This window comes from Pseudomonas helleri (assembly GCF_009600315.1).
GTDB classification, from domain to species: domain Bacteria; phylum Pseudomonadota; class Gammaproteobacteria; order Pseudomonadales; family Pseudomonadaceae; genus Aquipseudomonas; species Aquipseudomonas helleri_A.
This window is the reverse complement of record NZ_WIWC01000017.1, coordinates 63701-87140: the sequence shown is the minus strand read 5'-3', so window position 1 is coordinate 87140 and position 23440 is coordinate 63701. Positions and strand designations below refer to the sequence as shown.

The 23440-nt window shown below is 56.4% G+C and carries 21 protein-coding genes; 3 read left to right on the top strand and 18 right to left on the bottom strand.

All coding sequences use genetic code 11. The annotated features are described in order from the left end of the window. The first annotated feature begins 24 nt into the window (after positions 1-24). Complete coding sequence (locus GHN86_RS12560; RefSeq protein ID WP_153379653.1) at positions 25-804, top strand: OmpA family protein; 780 nt, start codon at positions 25-27, stop codon at positions 802-804. A gap of 161 nt (positions 805-965) precedes the next feature. Here the strand turns inward: GHN86_RS12560 and GHN86_RS12555 are convergent, their stop codons facing one another. The 7 genes from GHN86_RS12555 to prfB all read right to left on the bottom strand — a co-directional run bounded on the left by GHN86_RS12555 (position 966) and on the right by prfB (position 7736). Beyond that, positions 966-1289 (bottom strand): hypothetical protein, encoded by a 324-nt coding sequence (locus GHN86_RS12555; RefSeq protein WP_153379655.1) that lies wholly within the window; start codon positions 1287-1289, stop codon positions 966-968. Next, positions 1286-2200: an alpha/beta hydrolase gene (locus GHN86_RS12550; RefSeq protein ID WP_153379657.1), complete on the bottom strand. Its 915-nt coding sequence runs from the start codon at positions 2198-2200 to the stop codon at positions 1286-1288. Before GHN86_RS12550 ends, GHN86_RS12555 begins: the two co-directional genes overlap by 4 nt. Before the next feature lie 148 nt (positions 2201-2348). Continuing rightward, positions 2349-3626: a flavohemoglobin expression-modulating QEGLA motif protein gene (locus tag GHN86_RS12545; RefSeq protein WP_323369383.1), complete on the bottom strand. Its 1278-nt coding sequence runs from the start codon at positions 3624-3626 to the stop codon at positions 2349-2351. Positions 3627-3649: 23 nt separating this feature from the next. After that, a complete protein-coding gene (locus tag GHN86_RS12540) occupies positions 3650-4198 on the bottom strand; it encodes a hypothetical protein (protein ID WP_153379659.1) in 549 nt (182 codons plus the stop codon). A 12-nt stretch (positions 4199-4210) separates the two neighbouring features. Continuing rightward, the gene (locus tag GHN86_RS12535; RefSeq protein ID WP_323369384.1) at positions 4211-4927 is read right to left on the bottom strand and encodes a TetR/AcrR family transcriptional regulator; all 717 of its coding nucleotides are present in this window, start codon (positions 4925-4927) and stop codon (positions 4211-4213) included. Between the two features lie 95 nt (positions 4928-5022). Beyond that, positions 5023-6525, bottom strand: a complete 1503-nt coding sequence (lysS, locus tag GHN86_RS12530) for a lysine--tRNA ligase (RefSeq protein WP_153379661.1) — start codon at positions 6523-6525, stop codon at positions 5023-5025. A 115-nt stretch (positions 6526-6640) separates the two neighbouring features. Then, positions 6641-7736 (bottom strand): peptide chain release factor 2 gene (prfB, locus tag GHN86_RS12525; protein WP_122782459.1). Its coding sequence is split into 2 segments (ribosomal slippage): positions 6641-7663 and positions 7665-7736, totalling 1095 coding nucleotides; the frame shifts between segments, so codons are not numbered across the junction. A gap of 519 nt (positions 7737-8255) precedes the next feature. Between prfB and GHN86_RS12520 the strand changes: the two genes are divergently transcribed. Further along, positions 8256-9167: an EamA family transporter gene (locus GHN86_RS12520; RefSeq protein WP_153386674.1), complete on the top strand. Its 912-nt coding sequence runs from the start codon at positions 8256-8258 to the stop codon at positions 9165-9167. Positions 9168-9636: 469 nt separating this feature from the next. Continuing rightward, positions 9637-9999: a DUF3077 domain-containing protein gene (locus GHN86_RS12515; protein ID WP_153379665.1), complete on the top strand. Its 363-nt coding sequence runs from the start codon at positions 9637-9639 to the stop codon at positions 9997-9999. Positions 10000-10111: 112 nt separating this feature from the next. On the opposite strand, the gene GHN86_RS12510 is transcribed toward GHN86_RS12515, so the two are convergent. From GHN86_RS12510 to GHN86_RS12460, 11 genes are all read right to left on the bottom strand, one after another. Beyond that, positions 10112-11113 carry a response regulator gene (locus tag GHN86_RS12510; protein WP_153379778.1) on the bottom strand — a complete coding sequence of 334 codons (1002 nt, stop codon included), beginning with the start codon at positions 11111-11113 and terminating at the stop codon, positions 10112-10114. A gap of 50 nt (positions 11114-11163) precedes the next feature. After that, a complete protein-coding gene (locus tag GHN86_RS12505) occupies positions 11164-12174 on the bottom strand; it encodes a chemotaxis response regulator protein-glutamate methylesterase (protein WP_153379667.1) in 1011 nt (336 codons plus the stop codon). After that, the gene (locus tag GHN86_RS12500) at positions 12171-14465 is read right to left on the bottom strand and encodes a hybrid sensor histidine kinase/response regulator (protein ID WP_153379669.1); all 2295 of its coding nucleotides are present in this window, start codon (positions 14463-14465) and stop codon (positions 12171-12173) included. The genes GHN86_RS12505 and GHN86_RS12500 overlap by 4 nt, the downstream gene beginning before the upstream one ends. Then, a complete protein-coding gene (locus GHN86_RS12495) occupies positions 14462-15148 on the bottom strand; it encodes a chemotaxis protein CheW (RefSeq protein WP_153379671.1) in 687 nt (228 codons plus the stop codon). The genes GHN86_RS12500 and GHN86_RS12495 overlap by 4 nt, the downstream gene beginning before the upstream one ends. After that, on the bottom strand, positions 15145-16404 hold the full coding sequence (locus GHN86_RS12490) for a CheR family methyltransferase (RefSeq protein WP_153379673.1): 1260 nt from the start codon (positions 16402-16404) through the stop codon (positions 15145-15147). Before GHN86_RS12490 ends, GHN86_RS12495 begins: the two co-directional genes overlap by 4 nt. After that, positions 16401-16916, bottom strand: coding sequence for a chemotaxis protein CheW (locus GHN86_RS12485; protein ID WP_153379675.1), 516 nt, complete (start codon positions 16914-16916; stop codon positions 16401-16403). The genes GHN86_RS12490 and GHN86_RS12485 overlap by 4 nt, the downstream gene beginning before the upstream one ends. Continuing rightward, the gene (locus GHN86_RS12480) at positions 16916-18538 is read right to left on the bottom strand and encodes a methyl-accepting chemotaxis protein (protein WP_323369974.1); all 1623 of its coding nucleotides are present in this window, start codon (positions 18536-18538) and stop codon (positions 16916-16918) included. The genes GHN86_RS12485 and GHN86_RS12480 overlap by 1 nt, the downstream gene beginning before the upstream one ends. Before the next feature lie 271 nt (positions 18539-18809). Continuing rightward, positions 18810-19574, bottom strand: a complete 765-nt coding sequence (locus GHN86_RS12475; RefSeq protein ID WP_153379677.1) for a tellurite resistance TerB family protein — start codon at positions 19572-19574, stop codon at positions 18810-18812. Between the two features lie 44 nt (positions 19575-19618). Beyond that, positions 19619-20725 carry an NADH:flavin oxidoreductase/NADH oxidase gene (locus GHN86_RS12470; RefSeq protein WP_153379679.1) on the bottom strand — a complete coding sequence of 369 codons (1107 nt, stop codon included), beginning with the start codon at positions 20723-20725 and terminating at the stop codon, positions 19619-19621. A gap of 305 nt (positions 20726-21030) precedes the next feature. Further along, entirely contained in the window at positions 21031-22740 is a 1710-nt protein-coding gene (recJ, locus tag GHN86_RS12465; protein ID WP_153379681.1) for a single-stranded-DNA-specific exonuclease RecJ, read from the bottom strand. 43 nt (positions 22741-22783) lie between these two features. Then, entirely contained in the window at positions 22784-23326 is a 543-nt protein-coding gene (locus GHN86_RS12460; RefSeq protein WP_122782471.1) for a YaeQ family protein, read from the bottom strand. Positions 23327-23440 lie beyond the last annotated feature (114 nt).

Genomic DNA, 23440 nt, shown 5'->3' with positions numbered 1-23440 from the left:
CATTGATAGAAAGGACTAAACATTATGCGCAATACAGTCATGATTCCTGCCCTGTTGGCCCTGAGCGTTGGCCTGGCGGCGTGCTCGCACCAGCCGAACGTAAACCTGGAAAATGCCAAGACCAATTTCTCGGCGCTGCAAACCAATCCTGAAGCCACCAAGGTTGCAGCCCTGGAAACCAAAGACGCCAGCGAGTGGCTGGACAAGGCTGAAAAAGCCTACATGAACAAAGAAGATGACTCCAAAGTTGACCAGTTGGCTTACCTGACCAACCAGCGCGTTGAAGTCGCCAAGCAAACCATCGCGCTGCGCACTGCGGAAAACAACCTGAAAAACTCCGGTTCCGCCCGTGCCCAGGCCCTGCTGGATGCGCGTGACGCACAGATCAAAGAGCTTCGCGGCTTGAACGCCAAGCAAACTGAGCGTGGCACGCTGGTGACCTTCGGTGACGTGCTGTTCCAGTTCGGTAAATCCGATTTGCAACCGAACTCGCGCAATAACATCAGCACTCTGGCCAACTACCTGATCCAGAACCCGGACCGCAAGGTGATTGTCGAGGGTTACACCGACAGCGTCGGTTCGGCTGCTTTCAACCAGACCTTGTCTGAGCGTCGTGCTAACGCAGTGCGTACGGCACTGGTTAAAGCCGGTGTAGAACCTACCCGCATCGTGGCTCAAGGCTATGGCAAGGAATACCCGGTCGCGAGCAACGCGACCGATTCGGGCCGCGCTCAAAACCGCCGCGTCGAAGTGACCATCTCCAACGACAACCAGCCGGTAGCGCCGCGTTCGTCGATGCAGTAAACGCTTGATAAAAAGCCCCGCCCGAGAAATCAGGCGGGGCTTTTTTCTGTCTGTATAAAGGCGGCCCTCACCCCAACCCTCTCCCGGAGGGAGAGGGAGTTGTTTAGCGTTGTGGCGAAGATCTGCTCTGGCCTTTAGTCCCCTCTCCCTCCGGGAGAGGGTTAGGGTGAGGGGCTTTTCTCCTGATCCATGCAACGAACCGCCTGCTTCTTGTTATTAACCAACACCCCCGTCAGGCCCTTTTGCTCGGTATCAAACAGCACGATCACCCCATCAATGCATTGCGCTACTTCCTTGGCCGGGGTCAGCGACACTTTGTAGTCTTCGCCGGGGATGGTTTTGAGCATGGTGTAGTCGCTCAGCAACAGGGCGTCTTCAGGCTTGGCGAAATGCAGGTAGCCGTAATACCACAGGCAACCGACGGTACCGATGATGCTGCAAACACCGGTGATGATCAGGGGGATAGCGTTACGTTCTTCACTCATTGCGGGCTCTCGGGTGGTATCGCTTTATTCGAATCAGGGGCCGGGTAATTGGGGATTTCACCCAGTCGCCGTACGCCATTGAAATGCTGCGGATCATCCAGATAGCGCAGCATTACCTGACGCCAGATGGGGTCGGCAAATGTCTGCACGTGGCCGCCGCGGGTCAATTGCAGCACCTTGGGTGGTGGCGCCGTTTTATACAGTTGCAGACCATTGGAAAGCGGCACGATCGGGTCATCCAGACTGTGGAAGATCAGCAGGGGCACACCCGTCACGTGCGGTATCGCATACACCGCGCTGTCAGCATCCGGCACCCACCACGACAACGGCACTTGCATGGGCCACGTCAGCCACGAGGTACTCAAGGCGAACTGCCCAACTTCGCGGTAACTGGCCGGAACCCCATCAAGGATCATCGCTTTGAGCCGCTCACGCTGTTCAGGGTGCTGACTCAGGTAGTGCACGCCCATCGCCCCGCCCAGACTTTGCCCCAGCACGATCAACGGCTGCCCTTGTGCCTCAGGCTGTTGCTGCAACCATTTGAAGGCGGCGTCGATGTCCTGATAAACACCGGGCAACGTGGGCGAGCCTTCGGACAAGCCGTAGCCGCGATAATCAAACATCAACACCTGGTAGCCCTGCTCGGGCAACCATGCGGTAGCGCCCAGGTGATAGGCCAGATTGCCGCCATTGCCATGCAAATGCAGCACAGTGCCTTTGAGCGGCACACCTTTTTTGGCTGGTAGCCACCAGCCGCTCAGGCGTGTGCCATCAGCGGCAGTCAGCGTGACCTCGCGATAGTCCAGACCGGCCGCAACGGGCGTGATCGGCTGGCCCGGCTCGGGATAAAACAGCAGTGAGCTGCATCCGCTGAGGGCTAACAGCAGGCAGAGTGCAGCCAAGGTTTTCATCAATTGTGTACTCGCGTGAGGATTGCTTGACCCGTAGCAGCTGCCGCAGGCGGCGTCCGGCGACGGAGTCGTCGTAAACTCAGGATTACGATCGCTGCGCAATCGGACGCAGCCTTCGGCAGCTGCTACAAAACGAAGCAAGCAAGTCTTAAAGAATATTGGAATAGTCCGCTTCGATACGGTCCAGGCTCAGGTGGTTGAGGAAGTTCGAGAAACACATCCAGGCCGACAGCGCATTCATGTCGCGGAACTGATCCGGCAAATACTTGGGCGCAACCACCAGCCCTTCATCGACCAACTGGCGCAAGGCACGCATGTCCTCCAGTGTGGTTTTGCCACAGAACAACAGCGGCACTTGTTCCAGCTTGCCTTTGCGCACGGCCAACTGAATGTAGTTGTAAACCATGATGAAACCTTTGAGGTAGGACAGGTCTTTGGTGAATGGCAGGCCATTTGGCACCGATCCTCGGAAAACCCGACTCGCATTGCCATAACTGTCCGCCATTTCAAAACCTTGCTCGCGGAAGAACTGGTACACCTGCATAAAATCCGCGCCCTCCTCCACCATATGAATGGCACGCGTGCGGTTGGTCAATTTGCGCAGACGGCTGGGGTACGAGGCAAACGTGATGACTTCCATCAGGATGGCCAGGCCTTCCTGAGTGACCGTGGACGATGGCGGCCCCTTGGACAGGAACGTGCAGATTGGCTGGTTTTGCCCGTTCAGCGTGGTGCCCACGTGCACCAACCCTTCATGCACTTCCAGCGCTCGAACGTCACGCTCGTTGAACATCGCATCACTGCGAATCTTGATGTAGTCCGCACCCGCCGCAGCGTCCGCAACAATGCCGTCCGATTCAAACACGCGAATGGTTTCTTCGGCCTCGCCAAACACTTTGTTCAGACGGGTTTGCAACATGTTCACGGCGTCTTTGGCGGTCAAGGTTTTAGCTTCGTCCTTGAGCGCACCATGCCCGTCGATGTTGTCCAGGTAATCGGACATCATCAGGCCCAGATCAGCCAGCGTCGGATCCCCGGCATGGAAGGCATCGGAGGCAGCGCCATACAGTTCCTGGGAAATCAGCCCAAAATCTTCAGTCCCTCGCGCTTCGAGCATGCGCACCACCATCCGGTACTCTTTGCACATACGTCGCATAATCTGCCCAACCGGGTTGAACTGCCCCAGTTGGCGGGTGATGTCTCGCTCGATGTTCTGAAACTCGGATTTAACCGCCGCAGAATCAAAAGCCAGTGGCCGCCCCTGGTAATACTCGCGCGTGACGGCCGGCATCTCCTTGCCCTTGGCCTTGAGAAAACCCTGGCGGATGCTGTCATCCCACTTCACCGCATCCAGTACGCGGATAGGGGTTTGTGCCAGCACAATACGGTCTGACAAAGTGCGTATCGTGCGCTGGTAGTCGTCCACCCGCAGCTCCTTCAATAAATGGCTTACTTGGCCACGCGTTTATAGCGGGCCGCTTCGACAAAGACGTCGGAGTTGGCCGGGTCGTCCAGATAGGCAAACACTTCGGCTGAGGGGCTTTTGATGACAGTCCCGGCACCTTCGGCGGTTTCAACCGGCTCGCCATTCAACACCGACTGGCCGATGGCTTGCTTGATCTGGTCTAGATCCAGGTCGTAAATCACCAGCTCACCGTTATCGGTCAGTTCAAAACCGCTCAACGTGTAATGCCCCCCCAGTTTTGCCGGCAGCGCAGCCGAGGCGTACCAACGGCTGCCGTGGCGAGCGACGATAAAGGGGTAACGCTCGCGGACTTTGGGCTCACCTTTTGGGTATACAACCGCCTGATAGCGGGTTTTATCGACGGCACTGATCTCAAGATTGCGCGCCTGGCCCCAGGCATCCTTGCTGACCCATTTACCCAACAGCTGCTTCGGCGCTGGCTGTGCAATCAACGGTGCCTGACTAAAGGTCACCAGACACCCGTTCAACATCAAAAACGACACTGTCAAAAGCATTACGCGCCAAACTTTCATGCCTGCTTCCTTCTATAGAGCGGCCAACACCAAGTGCATGTAGCGCGTGAGAATTGCCAGCCGGTCGTCATCCGCCTCAAGCTGCGCGCCATCCAGTAGCGCCTGATATTCCATCCGCCCGATAATCGCCGTCAACACTTTGGCATCCTGCTGAGGTTGCGTGGAGCCTAGCACTTCAAATATCTGACCGGTGCCCTGCAGGAAAATTTGCTGATGCGAACGCACCAGCGCGGCCAATCGCGGGTTGATTAACGCGGCCTGATGGAAGGCTTGCTCTGCCAACAAATGATCACGGCGGGTGATTAATTGATGCTGGAGGTATTCGGCGACCATCATGGCTATTTCATCGGCCAACGCAGCGCGTGACTGCGCACTGCCATTGCTCTTGGCCACCAGTTCGCGCAGCTTGCCTTCCGTGCTTTGCCACAGTTTGGCCATAAAGGCTGCGCTACGCTCCACGTACTGCGCGAAGGTGTCATTGAGCAGGTCGTCAATGTCTTTGAAATAGTAAGTGGTAGCCGATAATGGCACCCCGGCTTCTGCGGCGACCGCCCGATGCCGCACACCACGCACCCCGTCGCGCACCACAATCCTCATGGCGGCGTCGAGAATCAGCTGGCGGCGCTGCTCACTGCCCTGGCGGCTGGCCTTGCGGCCTTGATATTGAACACTTTCGGCCACGGCCACCGCGACATCGGCCGCACCTTCTGAAGACCTGACAAGGTTCACGATAAATTCCTTTTAACGTTGAAAGTAATCCCGCAGAGACCGTCGAACAGGCAATAAAAAGCCGCCTCTAGCGGCGGCTTCTTGATAACGCGATGTTACGCCTGTGGACGCATGTGCGGGAACAGGATTACGTCACGAATCGAAGGTGAGTTGGTCAGCAGCATGACCAGACGGTCGATACCGATGCCTTCACCGGCAGTCGGTGGCATGCCGTATTCCAGAGCACGTACAAAGTCAGCGTCGTAGTGCATGGCTTCGTCGTCACCGGCGTCCTTGTCCGCAACCTGCGCCATGAAACGCTCAGCCTGATCTTCTGCGTCGTTCAACTCGGAGTAAGCGTTGGCAATTTCACGACCGCCAATGAAGAGCTCAAAGCGATCGGTCACGCTCGGGTTCTCGTCGTTACGACGGGCCAGCGGCGACACTTCAAACGGATACTGAGTAATGAAGTGCGGCTGCTCAAGCTTGTGCTCGACCAGCTCTTCGAAAATCATCACCTGCAGCTTGCCCAGACCTTCAAAGCCCAGCACCTTGGCGCCGGCTTTCTTGGCAATGGCGCGCGCCTTGTCGATGTCGTTCAGGTCGTCAGCGGTCAGCTCAGGGTTGTACTTGAGGATCGAGTCAAACACCGACAGACGCACAAACGGTTCGCCGAAGTGGAACACCTTGTCGCCGTACGGCACGTCGGTAGTGCCCAGCACCAGTTGTGCCAGTTCGCGGAACAGCTCTTCGGTCAGGTCCATGTTGTCTTCGTAATCGGCGTAAGCCTGATAGAACTCCAACATGGTGAATTCCGGATTGTGACGAGTCGACACGCCTTCGTTACGGAAGTTACGGTTAATCTCGAACACTTTCTCGAAGCCACCGACCACCAGACGCTTGAGGAACAGCTCCGGCGCGATGCGCAGGTACATGTCCATATCCAAAGCGTTGTGGTGGGTTTCGAACGGCTTGGCTGCGGCACCGCCCGGAATGGTTTGCAGCATCGGCGTTTCGACTTCAAGGAAGTCGCGTGCCATCAGGAAGCTGCGAATGTGGGCAATCACTTGCGAACGCACACGGAAGGTGTGGCGCACGTCTTCGTTCACGATCAGGTCAACGTAACGCTGACGATAGCGCTGCTCGGTGTCGGTCAGACCGTGGTGCTTGTCCGGCAGCGGACGCAGCGACTTGGTCAGCAGGCGCACGTTGGTCATTTCAACGTACAGATCGCCTTTACCGGAGCGAGCCAGAGTCCCTTCAGCGGCAATGATGTCGCCCAGGTCCCAGGTTTTCACTTCGGCCAGGGTTTCTTCCGGCAAGGTCTTGCGATTGACGTAGACCTGAATACGACCGGTCATGTCCTGAATCACCATGAACGAGCCACGGTTAAGCATGATGCGACCAGCAACCTTGACCGGAATCGCAGCCTCTGCCAGCTCTTCCTTGGTCGCTTCGGCGTACTTCTTCTGCAAGTCGGCGCAGTAGTTTTCACGGCGGAAGTCATTCGGGAAGGCGTTGCCCTTGGCACGCACGGCAGCAAGCTTTTCCTTGCGCAGGGCGATCAGGGCGTTTTCTTCCTGTTGCAGGTCTTGCGGGTCGAGTTGTTGGTCGCTCATGTCTTTAAAAATTCCGTCACAGTTCTGTTGCCCCCGCCTTGCGGCAGGGGGAAGCGGGCTTCAACGCGCCCTGAGGGCATCGCGTCAGCTGCGCACTTAAAGGGTGTTACGCGACTTACAGCCCTTGTTTGAGGCTGGCTACCAGGTATTCGTCGATGTCGCCATCGAGGACCTTGTCGCAATCGCTGCGCTCAATATTGGTACGCAAATCCTTGATGCGCGAGGCGTCGAGTACATAAGAGCGAATCTGATGACCCCAGCCGATGTCACTTTTGGTGTCTTCCAGTGCCTGGGAAGCGGCATTGCGCTTCTGCACTTCTTGCTCATAAAGACGCGCACGCAACATTTTCATCGCGGTGTCTTTGTTCGCATGCTGGGAACGTTCGTTCTGGCAGCTCACCACGGTGTTGGTCGGGACGTGAGTAATACGCACGGCCGAGTCAGTGGTGTTTACGTGTTGACCACCCGCACCGGAGGAACGATAGGTGTCGATCCGCAGGTCAGACGGGTTGATGTCGATTTCGATGTTGTCGTCGATTTCCGGCGAAACAAACACCGCCGAGAACGAGGTGTGACGACGATTACCGGAGTCGTACGGGCTTTTGCGAACCAGACGATGGACGCCAATCTCGGTACGCAACCAACCAAACGCGTACTCGCCTTTGATGTGTACGGTCGCGCCTTTGATACCGGCCACTTCACCGGCAGACAATTCCATGATGGTGGCATCGAAGCCGCGCTTGTCGGCCCAGCGCAAATACATCCGCAACAGGATATTGGCCCAGTCTTGCGCTTCGGTGCCACCGGAACCCGCCTGGATGTCCAGGTAAGCGTTGTTGGCATCCATTTCACCGCTAAACATGCGGCGGAATTCGAGTTTTTCAAGGGCTTCGCGCAGACGTTCCACTTCAGCGGCAACGTCATCCACAGCGGCCTGATCTTCTTCCTCGGCGGCCATCAACAGCAGGTCTTTGGCGTCCGCCAGACCTGTGTGCATCTCATCGAGGGTTTCAACGATTTGCGCCAGCAGGGAGCGCTCGCGCCCCAGTTCCTGGGCATATGAAGGGTTGTTCCAGACACTCGGATCTTCAAGCTCGCGATTGACTTCGGTCAGACGCTCATGCTTTTGATCGTAGTCAAAGATACCCCCGAATAGTTTCGGAGCGCTCTGACAGGTCCTTGATGCTGTTAAGGATCGGGTTAATTTCCATGACTGGCGGCACTCGTAGGCGATTTTTACAAAGCCGGGGAGTATACCGCAAACGTCGCCCGCCAGCAGCCCGCCTGGCGGCCTCAATGGAAATCAATGGACGCCAGTTGCGTTGCTCACCTCCCTGCCATTAGTACAACCGAACACCTTTTGTAACGAGTGCATTCAGTTAAGTTCCTGGTAAATACACTTATCGCGCGTTACCGACATACACCACTCTTCGAACACCTGATTACCTAATTTAAAAAAGACTCTTCCTACATTCAACCCATTGCATCGAATCCTGTTTTTCATTACAAATACGCCGACAAAATATAGGACTTTTCAGACACATTACGCCATTAATTTCACAACACTTTTTCATGATCCACCCTACAACCGTCACACATGCCAGTTACTTATAAAGTACTTGCTCGGCACACCGGGAGAATTACTACACACCCTATTACCCCACCCGCAACATTAACGGACCCTAAATAACACTTCGCAAACAAAAACAATTACTGCGAACGGAGCTTCTATGACAGTTAAAAAAAGTGATCTGGCCATCGGCATACTGGTGATGATCATCTGGGGCGCTAACTTCTCCGTCATCGGCGTGGGACTGGGTTCTCTGGATCCTTTCCTGATGACATTTTTAAGGGCCATATTGTGTGCATTCCCATTAGTGTTTTTCATTAAAAAACCCAAAAACATCAGCGTTTCGACGCTCGCCATCTACGGCATCATTTTTGGCGTGGGCATGGGGGGTGGCATGAACCTGGCCATGACCAACGGGCTGTCTGCGGGAATGACGTCAGTCCTGCTTCAGTTCAGTGCATTCTTTACCATCATATTTGGCTACCTGTTCTTGAAAGAGAACATCACAAAAACCCATGTTGTCGGGATGATGTTTTCCAGCGCAGGGCTTTTAATCATTGTATTCGCCTCTAACGACCACTCCACACACTTCGGTATTTTATTCATTTTATTGGCTGCCCTGTGCTGGGCGGTATGTAACCTCATCGTCAAAATAAAAAAACCTGAAGACATGATTGCCTTCATTGTTTGGTCCAGTTTATTTTCCGCACCGGTTCTCTTGATAGTCACCCTCCTCGCCGAAGGTACAGAGCCCCTTGCACATATGTATTCAACACTGACTTGGCAAGGCGCCTTCTCGGTACTATTTCAATCTTATGTCACAACAATATTTGGTTACATGACATGGAATAACTTATTAAAAAAACACCCCACGCACACCATCGCACCTCTTTCTCTGATCGTTCCTGTCGCAGGTATTTTTACGTCCTACCTCTTTTTTCATGAACAATTGAGCGTCATCCAGGGGCTGGCGATCTTATGTATTTTTATCGGTATTTCCATATTCATTAACTCTGCAACTATCAACAAGCGCGTCAGCAAGCGTCAAGCGCAGTGCCTGAACACGTTATAGCCAGCTGCGCGATAGTCTCAGGGTTACAGTCAGCGAGGATTGCCTGGTCCAACGTTGTCAGGTTTGTAAAAACGACCTGCCTAATCCGCTGCTCGCTTGGCAGCGGGAATCAGCCATCCTTGAGCGTGTCGGTTCTGAACGTTCCGGGATGGCTTTTTGACGCATTCCGTCAGCAATTTCCACTTCCCAACGCAGGACACTTCCTAGAAGATTGCCCCCGCTCGTGAGTCGCTTGCGCCTTGGCAAAACCGGGGTTTAGTCTGCGCCCTTCGTTGAATCTTCAACGGACGGATGTGGAAGTCCGATATCACGAGCGCATTGACCGCAAGCTTTATGTTATGGCGGTTGTGCGCAGGACACCTTCGGGTGTGCCGGTTTCCGTGGCCGGTCTTCCACACCTGCGTACAGCTGCCACCTGTCCATGTGGAAGTGGATGTGACAGCTCCTTAATTGACCACGGAGTTTGCACATGAAAAAGATACATTCAGGACCAACAAGCAGTAAAACGCTTGAAGCCGCTCAACAACATATACTCACAGCCCTTAAAGCCTCTTCCCCCCTTATCGATTCAACCCTGCCCAACACCTGTCAGCGCGACTTTGGCCCTGTCGATTCGACCTTACAACCCATGTTCAACCTGCGTGCCGGTATCAGTGCTCATGACGCCTTGATGCATGTGTCGTTGCTGCTGTTATGCGCCGAGCAGACCAGTGATGAAATCACTGAGCTGGGAAGCGGCGTGGAACGCGGATTGATCTGGTCGATGGTGCACTCGGTCGAAATGGCCCGTGCGATGGTGGATTCATTGCTGGAGCAGGCGTCGCCTGTTTAAAGAGGCGACCTCGCAGAAGCAACCAGAGGCTGCAATCTTTTGCTTTCAACACTCAAAAGATCGCAGCCTTCGTGCCTCGGCAGCGCTTACGAATTACGTGGCATGTGTGTCGTTACTCAAGCCCTACCCGATTACGCCCATTTTTCTTGGCCAGGTACAGCCCCTTGTCCGCCGCCGAAATCAGGTCGCGACAACTGCTGCCTTGTTGCGGGGTCAAGGTTGAGAGGCCGATGCTGATGGTCAGGAAGCTGCCTTCAGTCGGGGAGATGTGCTGGATTTTCAAGGCTTCTACGGCCTGACGCAGTTTCTCGGCGACCAGGCGAGCGCCGCCCTGAGAGGTATTGGGCAGGACGATGGCAAATTCCTCACCACCATAACGAGCCGGCAAGTCCGATGGGCGACAGCTGGCGTCACGGATCGCAGACGCGACTTTACGCAGCGCCTCATCGCCCTCCAGATGGCCAAACGTGTCGTTAAATGACTTGAAGTAGTCAACATCAATCATCAATAACGACATCTGCGTTTGCTCGCGCTGGGCGCGGCGCCACTCCAGTTCCAGGTACTCATCAAAATGGCGACGGTTGGACAGCCCGGTCAGGCCATCGGAGTTCATCAAACGTTGCAGAACCAGATTAGTGTCCAGCAGTTGTTGCTGGCTGACGCGCAGCGCGCGGTAGGCCGCATCGCGCTGCAACAGGGTCATGTATGAGCGCGAGTGATAGCGAATGCGCGCCACCAGTTCGATGTTGTCGGGCAGTTTTACCAAATAATCATTGGCACCTGCCGCAAAGGCCGCGCTTTTGATCAGCGGGTCTTCTTTAGTAGAGAGCACAATAATCGGTATGTTCTGCGTGGCCGGGTGGTTGCGGTATTCGCGCACCAGCGTCAAGCCGTCCAGTCCCGGCATGACCAGATCCTGCAAGATAACGGTCGGCCTTATCCGGATCGCTTGGGCAATCGCCTGGTGAGGGTCTGAGCAGAAGTGAAAATCGATATTTTGCTCAAGTGCCAACCCACGCCGCACGGCTTCACCGATCATCGCCTGATCGTCTACCAGTAACACCATCGCGGAGTTTTCGTCAGTTTTAACGTCGTCCAACTGTAAATCGCTCATGCGCTCACCTGAATTACCACTCTCCAGCCAGTCCTGCCGAGTTTTGTCAGTCATTTGCCAAATACCTCCTGCAGGCGTGACGCAATACTGCCCAAAGGGCGAATTTCTACTGCAGCATCAATGGCCGCTGCGGCTTTGGGCATGCCATACACAGAGCTGCTTTGCTGATCCTGAGCAATGGTGAGAAAGCCTTGCTGGCGCATGAGCTTGAGCCCTTGTGCCCCGTCCCGCCCCATGCCGGTCAGTAACACACCCACTGCTTCGCCGTTCCAATACTGGGCAACACTTTCAAAAAACACATCGATCGAAGGTCGATAAATTTCGTTAACCGGCTCTGCGGTGTACGCCAAGGTCCCGTTTTTCAATAACCGTATGTGGTGGTTGGTACCGGCCAACAGCACAACCCCCTGCTGGGGCGTTTCCCCATCGCGCGCCAAACGCACATTGATGCCGCACGAGGAGCTTAACCATTCCGCCATTCCAGCAGCAAAAACCTGATCGACATGCTGAACCAGCACAATCGCGGCTTTAAAACCTTTCGGTAAACCTTTAAGCAGGATTTCGAGCGCCGCCGGGCCGCCGGCCGATGAGCCAATAGCGACTAGCTTTACGCAAGTACCCGGCACGCGAGGGTGCGTAGATACCGTTTTGACCCGCTTTTCACTCTGACCGATCAGCCAGCCAATGTTGAGGATTTTGCGCAGCAGGGGTGCAGCCGCTTCCTTAGGATTACTCCCCCCTAAAACCGGTGTGTCGACCACATCCAGCGCACCATAGCCCATGGCTTCGAAGACACGATGCACATTCTGTTGCCGGTCAATGGTCACAATCACAATGGCACACGGGCTTTCGGCCATGATCCGGCGCGTGGCCTCAACCCCGTCCATGATGGGCATGATCAGGTCCATCAAGATCAAATCCGGAATGTTTTCAGCACACAACCGAACGGCCTCTGCCCCATTGCTGGCCACCCAAACGATTTCATGGGCCGGCTCATAGGCCACCGCCCGGCGTAACGCTTCCACGGCCATGGGCACGTCGTTGACGATGGCGATTCTCATGTCTGGGCTCCTCCAATGAGCTCAACCACTGCGTCGAGCAGCGCATCGTCATGGAAACTGGCTTTGGCTAGATAATAGTCGGCTCCAGCATCAAGGCCTCGCCGACGGTCTTCTTCACGATCTTTGTAAGAAACCACCATGACCGGCATCGATTGCAGGCGATTGTCACGGCGCAACAAAGTGACCAGCTCGATCCCGTCCATACGCGGCATATCGATGTCCGTAATCAACAGATCGAAGTGTTCGGCGCGCAATGCGTTCCAACCGTCCATCCCGTCCACGGCCACCGCCACGTCATAACCGCGGTTGATCAACAGCTTGCGCTGCAACTCGCGTACGGTCAGGGAGTCGTCCACAACCAGAATGCGCTTGCGCGTTAATTCGGCAGCCTGTCGATGATGTCGATCGATTCGCTCCAGACGTCCCGTATTGAGCAATTTGTCTACCGAACGCAGCATGTCTTCGACATCCACGATCAATACCGCAGAACCATCGTCGAGCAATGCTCCGGCCGAAATATCCTGCACCTTGCCCAGACGATGATCGAGGGGGAGTACCACCAGGGTGCGTTCACCGATAAACCGGTCGACAGCCACACCGTAGACTGCATCGCGCTCGCGAATCACTACGACCTTGAGGGTGTCGTCATTGCCTTGAGCCGGTGGGCGCTGGAGCAATTGACTGGCAGCCACCAGACCTACGTGCCGACCTTCATACCAGAAGTGTTGACGACCTTCGAGCTGGACGATGTCATCCGATTGCAGCTCACACATGCGCTCGATATGCGCCAACGGGAAGGCATAGGCTTCATCCGCCACCTCCACCACCAGGCTGCGTACCACCGACAACGTCAGCGGCACTTCCAGATGAAAATGGCTGCCCTGTGCCGAAGTTTGCTCCAGCACGATGGCCCCTCGGAGCAAGCGCACCATATGCTGAACAGCATCCAGCCCGACGCCTCGCCCCGACACTTCGGTGACGGTGTCGCGCAGGCTAAAACCCGGCAAAAACAGAAAGCTGAGCAATTCTTCTTCGCTTAATTGCGCCACCGTTTCAGCGGTCGACAGTTGTCGCGCCACAATGGCACGGCGCAAACGCTCAAGGTCGACGCCCGCCCCGTCATCACTCAGGTCCAGCACCAGCAATCCCGCTTGATGTGAAATGCGCAGGCGAATCACACCTTCAGCAGGTTTACCCGCTAATAGCCGCTGTTCGGGTGTTTCAATGCCGTGGTCAGCGGCATTGCGCAGGAGATGGGTCAAAGGCGCTTCAAGTTTTTCCAGTACATCGCGGTCAACCTGAGTTTTTTCGCCTTCTATTTCCAGACGAATCTGCTTGCCCAATGCTCGGCCCAAATCGCGCACCATGCGCTCCTGCCCCACCAGCACATCAGCGAACGGTCGCATGCGACACGCCAGTGCCGTGTCGTAGAGCAATTGCGCACGCTGGCCAGCCTGCCAGCTGTATTCGTCCAGTTCAGCGGTTTGTTCACTGAACAGCTGCTGTGAATCAGCCAGTATCCGCCGCGCTTCAATCAGAGCTTCTTCGGCTTCATGGCTAAGACCCACCACCTTGAGCTGTTCACTCAGGCTGTCCAGCGCCCGCAGGCTGTTGCCTTGCAGGCGCTTGAGGCGCTGCAAATTGACCAGCCAGGTTTTCAGCCGCTGGGTTTCGACCAATGACTTGCTGGACAAATCGAGCAGGCTGTTGAGCCGTTGCGCGGTGACCCGCAGAACGCGTTCGCCGCTTTCAGTCAGGCGTTGGGAACGCGGGGCTGGCGCGGGTTCAGGCTGTTGCGCAGGCGGCTCGGAAAACGCAACCGCGGGCGTGTCCGCTGTCGGCGCCAGCAATAGCTGCGACACATCGAACTCGGGGGGCGCAACCCGTGCAGTGACCGCGTTGGGATCCAGCAGCCGGTTCATCAACGCAACATAGGCGTCAACATCCTGTGGGCCGGCGTTGGCACTGCCGGGCGTGGCAATGCGCATTAATAGATCAGTGCCCTGCAACAAGGCATCAATGTGTTCCGGTTGCAGGTATAAACGGCCTTCCTGGGCGCTGACCAGGCAATCTTCCATCACATGAGAAACGCTGACACCGGCATCGACACCCACGATACGCGCAGCCCCCTTGAGCGAGTGCGCGGCTCGCATGCAGGCTTCCAGTTGATCTGCCTGCGTCGGGTTGCGCTCAAGCGCCATCAACCCCGCACTGAGTACTTGAGTCTGTGCCTCCGCCTCAAGGCTGAACAGTTCAAGCAACGAGGCATCGCGCATTTGCTCGGGGGTCATGTCAGGCTCCGGCTAATGGCGCCAAGCAGTTGTTCTTCATCCAGCCAGCGAAGGCTGCGGGTTTTCCACTGCAACACACCGCGGGTGTATTTTGCGCTGGCGTGTTCGCCCGATGCAGACGCGACGTTGAGCACGCGTTCTTCAATGTTATGAATGCCATCCACTTCATCCACCGGCAACACCACAGGCCCGCCGTGGGCGGCCATGATCAGCATACGCGGCATGACCCGTAACGATGGTGTGCCCGCGAGCGTAGGGTCCAGGCCCAACAGTTCAATCAGCGACAAGCACGGCACCAGCGCACCCCGCACATTGGCGACGCCTTGCAGGGCACGCGAACGCTGGTGCGGCAGTGAATGAATCGGTTGCATCGGCGCCACTTCATCCAGACAGCGTGTGGCCAGCCCCAGCCACTCGTCGCCAAGGCGAAAGATCATCAGCGAGCGCGTCGCCACCTTGCGCTCATCGGCTCGCGTGGCGTACTGCTCGACATGCTCTTGCTCAAACGAATAGCGATCCAGTAAACGCGTCGCGGCAGCCGAGTAGACAGAGCAGTTACGGCAATGAATATGCTCGGGCAATACCGCACAGGATTTGTCGCCGTAGATACCGATGCGGTTCCAGCAGTCGTCAATGGCGAGCGCTTCTGTGTGGATCAAACTCTGGGCTGATACAGCGCTCATTGTTTACCCTCACTCTGATCAGATCGCCCAAGGCGCACAGCACGCTCTTGCAGACGTTTGGCCCCGGCGGCATCGCCTAGCGATTCCAATAAGGCCGCAAGATGCACCAAGGCCTCTGAATGCTGGGGCTGCAGATACAACGCTTTGCGGTAAAACGTTTGTGCTTGAGCCGCCTGCCCTTCGACGTCACTGAGCAAGCCCAGCCAATAAAATGCCTGTGCGTGAGGCCCGTGATGTTTCAAAAATTGCTCACAGGCCACCCGCGCCTCCGTGCTTTTGCCTTCATTGGCCAAGGTGGCGATGTGCTGCAACTGTGAGTTCAGCCCTTCAGCCTTGGCTTGTGGGGCTTGTTCGACCGGGGCTTGGGCACGCGACACATAGGCCCGAGGTGCTACAGCCGCCAGCGAAGGCACCTTACGCACAGCGGGTTTGGCCACTGGAAGCGGAGCTGGCTCGGGCTCCCGGTTGTGAGAAAAAGCAAACGACTGTGGCGCGCCAATCGAACGCATCCCCAGACGGCCCAATAGACTGCCTTCTGCCGGGCCAATAAATAAAACGCCATCTTCCCGGGTCAGACGCTTGAGCACGTCCAGTGCCTGCTGCTGGGTCTTGAGGTCAAAATAAATCAGCAGGTTGCGGCAGAATACAAAGTCATAGGGCAGATGACTGCCCAGAATCGCGGGGTCCAGCAAGTTACCCACGTTGAAAGTGACTTGATCACACACGCGGCCAGACACGCGATAACCGTCCTCGTCGGCGCTGAAATAGCGCTCACGAAAATCAATCAGTTGGCCGCGAAATGAATTTTTTCCGTACTGGGCACGTTGCGCCTTTTGCACGGAGTAAGGGCTGACATCCAGCGCCTGAACACTGAACTGATGGGCAGATAAGCCAGCATCCAACAACGCCATGACAATCGAGTACGGCTCTTCGCCCGTCGAACACGGCAAACTCAAAATACGCAGGGTGCGACGGCTACCTATTTCAGCCAGACGTTTGGTGGCCAGCCGCCCCAGTGTGGCAAACGACTCCGGGTAACGAAAAAACCAGGTTTCAGGCACGATAACGGATTCGATCAGCGCCTGTTGCTCGTCTTCAGAACTGATCAAATGCTGCCAGTACAGGTCGTTATCGGCGACTTTCAGCGCCGTGCAGCGCTGGCGCACCGCGCGCTCGATAATGGCCGGGCCAACGGACGCCACGTCCAGCCCGATGCGCCTTTTCAGGTAATCAAAAAATCGTTGATCGCTGCTCATGCGAGCACCTGCGCGTCGACATCATCGGGGCCGTTGGCGAACAACAACGCCGACTCGGCCGGGCTCAGCAAGTCATCGACACTGAGCCATTGCAGCAAGCCAAGATGATCTTTGCGCACTGGGCCTAGATAGGGCGCGTCATGGTTATCCACGCCATAAGGCTGAAACTCCGCCGGGTCACAGCGCACCGTATCGCTGGCCTGTTCGAGCATAAGTCCGAGCACGTGCCCCCGATAATTGACCAGCACCAGCCGGGTGCTGGTTCGCGCCACCGAAGCCTGACCAAAGGTCATGGCACTGATATCGATCACCGGCACCATTTGCCCTCGGTGCGAAAAAACCCCGGCCACCCAGATGGGCGTGTGAGCCACCGGTTTGAGCGGTAAACGCGGCAGCACTTCCACCACATCCGTGGCCGGCAAGGCAAAACGTTCGTCGCCGATGTAAAACACCAGAAACAGACGTTTTTTCAACGCTGTCCCAACTGCGGGTTTAGCGAGAGGTTCGCTCATCAGACTTTGAATCGCGAAACGCCGCTGCGCAGTCCCACCGCAACCTGACTGAGTTCGTCAATCGCAAAGCTGGCCTGACGCAAGGACTCAACGGTCTGGCTGCTGGCATCCCCTAGTTGCACCAATGCAAGATTGATTTGTTCAGCGCCGGTCGCCTGGGCCTGCATGCCTTCATTGACCATCAACACGCGCGGTGCGAGGGCCTGAACCTGATGGATGATTTGCGATAATTGCTCGCCGACTTGTGTCACTTCGAACATGCCCCGGCGGACTTCTTCCGAAAACTTGTCCATGCCCATGACGCTCGCCGACACGGCGGACTGGATTTCACGCACCATTTGTTCAATGTCGTAGGTCGCCACGGCGGTCTGATCGGCCAAGCGTCGAACTTCGGTCGCTACCACGGCGAAACCACGACCGTATTCGCCAGCTTTTTCTGCCTCGATAGCGGCATTGAGCGACAACAGGTTGGTCTGATCCGCCACTTTAACGATGGTCACCACCACCTGATTAATGTTCCCGGCCTTCTCATTCAGAATCGCCAGCTTGGCGTTGACAAGATCAGCAGCGCCCATGACCGAATGCATGGTTTCTTCCATGCGGGCCAAACCTTGTTGCCCGGAACCCGCCAAAATTGAAGCCTGATCAGCGGCCGAGGTGACTTCGGTCATGGTGCGTACCAGGTCGCGAGACGTGGCGGCAATTTCCCGTGAGGTGGCGCCAATTTCAGTGGTGGTGGCAGCTGTTTCGGTCGCGGTGGCTTGTTGCTGCTTGGAGGTGGCGGCAATTTCGGTGACTGAGGTCGTGACCTGTACCGAGGAGCGCTGGGCTTGGGAGACCAAGGCGGTGAGCTCGGTCATCATGTCGTTGAAGCCGGTTTCTACGGCGCCGAATTCGTCTTTTCGCTCCAGGTTCAAACGTGATCTCAGATCACCGGAGCGCATGACTTCAAGAATCGCCACGATGCGTTTCGTGGGCGACATGATGGCTTGCAGCAACAGGAAGCCGCACAGCGCTGCCGCCAGAACAGCGATTGCCAACGAAATCAGCATGCTGACCTTCGCGGCGGTCACGGCTTGAGCGATGTTTTCGCTCGCGGTGGTGGCTGAAGACCGATTGCTGTCAATCAGCGTGTTGAGTTGTTTGCGGCCACTGGCCCATACCGGTGCCAACTGTTCACTGACCAGCGCTTCAGCCTGTTCAAATTCCTTGTTCTCGTATAACTGGAGGACTTGGGCCAACGTTTTCCCGTACATCTGGTGCAGCCGCTCAAACTCATCGAATTCGGCCCGATCCTGATTATCGAAGATGGTGCCTCGGTAGTTTTCCAGCTCGCGATTCAGACGTTCTTCATAACTGGCGTACAGCTTTCGATCTTCACTGGTCAGATCTCGTTGAGTGGACGAGCCGACCAATTGCAGGGTGAGGACAAAACTGTCCACCCAGGCACTGCGAACCATCGAACTGTAGTAAACCCCGGGGATCGAATCATTGCGTACCGTTTCTTCGCTGGTCTGAATTGACAGTAAACGTGAGTAAGACGCCACAACCATCAACAACATAATGGCAATGATCACCGCAAAGCTCGCCAAAATGCGTTGGCGCAACGTCCAGTTCTTCACAGTCTATCCTCGGGGGGCCATTTAAATGATGGCAAGTATAGCCGAGGGTAATCGATGAATCGCATGAACTCTGAGACCAATCTCACAGCGTTAAGCAAAAAAACCTACATACAATTCCCCTCGTAGTCGCTGACGAGGAACGAAGGCTGCGATCGGCGGCGAAGTCCGTCGTAAACCCATGCAACGCGCTGTACCAGACGCATCACATGGGATGAGCCCAAGGTCGTTACACAACCGATCGCAGCCTCACAACGCGTCAACAACTACTGCTTTAACCCGCGGCAGATTTTCTGACCTGCGCCTCAAGCTCGACCTGCAAGTCCGGGTCGAGTTTCAAGTGCGCTGCCAATAGGTCCAGATAATCACGTTCCTGTGGATGTTCGTCATCAACCACCAACACACTGGCAAGGTACATTTCGGCCGCCATTTCAGGAGTTGCCGCATAGGCTGCAACCTTTGCTGCATCCAATGGCGAGTTCAGCTCCTGCTCAAGCCACTGCTTGATAGCTGGGTCGCCGCCCTGCTTGTTCAGCTCGCCACTGATCAACTGATGCTCCCGGTCATCGATTTGGCCATCCGCCTTGGCGGCCGCAATCATGGCGGTGAGAATGGCCAGCGTGTGTTCCTCAACTTGTTGCGGTGCCGTCAGGCGGTCAAGGGTTTGCGGCTGCGTCTGGGGGGCCGCCGCCTGGTTCGCTTGCCAATTGGTGTAGGCCTTGTAGGCCAGCGAGCCCAAGGCGGCCAACCCGCCATAGGTTAATGCCTGACCACTCCCGCCTTTGCGACCCAGCAACATGCCCAGAACGCTGGCAACCATGGCGCCGCCCCCGGCGCCCGAGAGCAACCCGCCCAATCCTCCAGCGCCTGCAGAACGGCCGGCCCCACCGGCACCGCCCAGCAAATCGCCTAAACCACCCAGCCCCCCCAGGCCTCCTGTACCCGTAGAACCTTGCGCGCTGCCTTGAGCGCCGGTCTTGTTCTGCATCATTTGCTGACCAGACTTGAGCAGCTGTTCGAGCAATCCAATGGTGTTCATGATGAGCCTCTTGCTTCAGGGGTGAAGGGGGACCGCACGGTGTTTCAATCGCGCAAATCAGACTCATGAATCGGCTGATCGCGATGGGTTGCCCGCTGGTATTGGGCGGGCCAAATGGCTTGTCGGCCGCCAAGGTCATCATCTGCGTGCAATGGCCAATACGGATCACGCAACAGTTCGCGCGCCAGCAAAATCAAGTCAGCCTGACCGGTACGCAGAATATGCTCGGCCTGTGCAGGCTCGGTGATCATGCCGACTGTACCCGTCGCAATGCCTGACTCTTTGCGCACGCGTTCGGCAAATCGAGTTTGATAGCCCGGCCCGACAGGAATTTCGGCATTGGCCGCCGTACCGCCCGAAGACACATCGATCAGGTCAACCCCCAAAGCTTTCAAGCGGCGCGCCAGCTCGACGGTTTCATCAGGATTCCAGCCGTCTTCCACCCAGTCGGTTGCTGAAACGCGCACGAACACAGGCAGTGTTTCGGGCCACACGCCGCGCACAGCCTCGGTGACTTGCAGCACCAGTCGGATACGGTTTTCGAAAGAGCCACCATATTGATCACGTCGCTGATTACTCAGGGGCGACAGGAACTGATGCAACAGATAGCCGTGAGCCGCGTGCACCTCAACCACTGAGAATCCAGCCTCAAGCGCCCGCTTGGCAGCGTCGGCAAAGGCCTGAACAAGGTCATTGATCTGGGATTCATCCAACTGCGTGGGCACCGTATGGCGAGGGTCGAATGCAATCGGAGAAGGCCCAACAGGTATCCAACCGCCTTCCTCTGTCTTGACGCTGCCATGTTTGCCCAGCCAAGGGCGATAAGTGCTGGCCTTGCGCCCGGCATGGGCAAGCTGAATACCCGCCACAGCACCTTGAGCCCGGATAAAACGGGTGATGCGCTGTAACGGTTCGATTTGATCGTCGTGCCACAACCCAAGGTCCTGGGCAGTGATGCGCCCGTCCGGTGTGACAGCAGTGGCTTCGGTAAAGACCAGACCGGCGCCGCCCACCGCACGGCTGCCAAGGTGAACCAGATGCCAGTCATTGGCCAGCCCATCAACACTGGAATACTGGCACATGGGGGAAACCGCAATGCGGTTAATAAGGGTCAGTTGGCGCAGGGTGTAAGGTTCGAGCAGCAGACTCATGGGTCACCTCTCATTGCAGTGGGTAGGCTCCAGGCATTAAGCATTTCCTACAAGCCTAGTCGACAACGCTGAAAGAGGTGGGGTTCAAATTAAGAGAGATGCACGACCAGTGCACGACAGTTGAAAGCAAAGGTTATTGAACAGTTCCTGGGCATCGATCTGTAGTCGCTGACGAAGGCTGCGATAGGGCGCAAAGCGAATGCGAAAACAGGCACACCTCGGTGCGTCAGGTTTTACGGCGGCCTTGCCGCCGATCGCAGCCGTCGTTCCTCGTCAGCGACTACAGAATCGACAGAGAGGTTTAGTCAGCGCGGTTCAATGTGGGCAATCATCAACTGCACGGTTTCGTTGCCGCGAAACTCATTGAGATCGAGTTTGTACGCCAGTTCTACCCAGCGGATGGTCGGATTGGGCCACACTTCGCGGTCAATACCGAAGGCGATACCGTCCAGCTTGACGCTGCCACATTCAGTTTTAAGAACGACTTTCAAGTGCCGCTCTCCTACGACGCGTTGCTCTACAAGCTGGAACACCCCGTGAAACAGCGGCTCTGGAAAGTGTTGCCCCCAAGGTCCGGCATTACGCAGGGCACGCGCCAGCTCAAGGTGGAATTCCTCGACGGCCAGACTACCGTCCGAGAGCAAGCGCCCTGTCAGATCTTCTTCACGCAGTTGGCGACGGACTTCTTCATCAAACGCCTGTGAAAACACCTCAAAATTGGCCGCTGGCAGGGTCAAGCCCGCCGCCATCGCATGCCCCCCGTACTTGGCGATCAAATCAGGGTGTTGTGCCGCCACCACGCTCAGCGCATCACGAATGTGAAACCCCGGCACCGAACGTCCCGAGCCTTTAAGCAAACCGTCTCCCGCATCGGCAAACGCAAATGTGGGACGGAAATAGCGCTCTTTAAGGCGCGACGCCAGAATACCGATCACACCTTGGTGCCACTCCGGATCAAACAGGCACAAACCAAATGGCAGGCTGTCGACCGGCAGTTCCTTGAGCTGGGCCAGCGCTTCACGCTGCATGCCTTGCTCGATGGACTTACGATCCTGGTTCATTTCATCCAGTTGCACGGCCATTTCCCGCGCCGCATTAGCGTCATCCGTGAGCAGGCATTCAATGCCTAAACTCATGTCATCGAGGCGACCGGCGGCATTGAGGCGTGGGCCGAGAATAAAACCCAGGTCTGTGGAGGTAATACGCGAATGATCGCGCTTGGCCACTTCCAAAATGGCCTTTAACCCCGGTCGCGCACGCCCGGCGCGTATGCGCTCAAGGCCTTGATGCACCAGAATCCGGTTATTGGCATCCAGCGGCACCACGTCAGCCACGCTGCCCAAAGCGACCAGATCGAGCAACTCGGCAATATTGGGGGCCTTGCTGTTTTGATACCAACCCAGGCTGTTCAAACGCGCACGCAAGGCAATCAGCACATAGAAAATCACCCCGACCCCGGCCAGCGCCTTACTCGGAAACTCACAACCCGGTTGGTTGGGATTGACGATGGCATCCGCTGCGGGCAACTCATTGCCCGGTAAGTGGTGGTCGGTGACCAATACACTCAGGCCAGCTTTTTTCGCCGCCGCGACGCCTTCGACACTGGAAATGCCGTTGTCCACCGTGATCAATAACTGAGGCGTGCGAGTCAGCGCCACTTCAACGATTTCCGGTGTTAAGCCATAGCCGTACTCAAACCGGTTCGGCACCAGATAATCGACATGGGCTGCGCCCAGCAAACGCAAACCCAGCATGCCAACCGTACTGGCCGTCGCACCATCGGCGTCAAAGTCGCCGACGATCAGAATGCGCTGGCGCTTTTCGAGTGCCACCACCAGCAAATCCACTGCGGCGTCGATACCCTTGAGTTGCTGATACGGGATCAACCGCGCCAGGCTCTTGTCCAGTTCAGCTTGCGACTGCACCCCCCGCGCCGCGTAAAGACGCGTCAGTAAAGTCGGCATTTCGCCCAAAAAAGGCAGGGTTTCAGGCAATGGACGGGATTCGATACGCATAAGCGGGTGGCGTTTCTCTATGACGTTATAAAAAGGAGGCTAATTAACCGCGGTCGCCTTGCAACCACTGCAACTGCACTTCGTGCTGGCCGCGATCATCGGTCACGAAAATCGTGCCTTCACTGATCATCACGTCCCACTTGATAACGCGAGGCATGTCTTTGGCCAGCACCTCAAGAATCTCTTGCGGGACGGCAGCGATGTTGACGTTTTTCAGGTTTTTGATCGCCGGGATCACCTTGCCTTCCCACACACGCAGGCTGCCGTAGGCCAGCAGGCTGGTGCGCTCGGTACGGCGCGAGCACCAGGTCAGGCGGTCGGCATCGGGCTGGCCGACTTCGATCCAGTGCAGAACACGGTCATCCAGACTTTTTTCCCACAGCGCAGGCTCGTCGACATCCGAGAGACCACGGCCAAAAGACAGCTGTTCGTTGTACCACAGGGCATACGCCAGAAGGCGCACGGTCATGCGCTCTTCCGTTTCCGAAGGGTGACGGGCAATGGTCTGCTTTACGCTTTCATATACATTGCGGTCGAGATCGGTGAGATTGAGTTCAAACTTGTAGGTCGTGGACGGCTGGGCCATGAACGGGCTTCTTGATACGGAGAAAGGCGCCAAGTCTAACCGATACACCGTCCAGCGCCGAACATATCCGGCGATCCTCTGGCGGTTACAGAAATTGTGCCGCCACTATGTTAA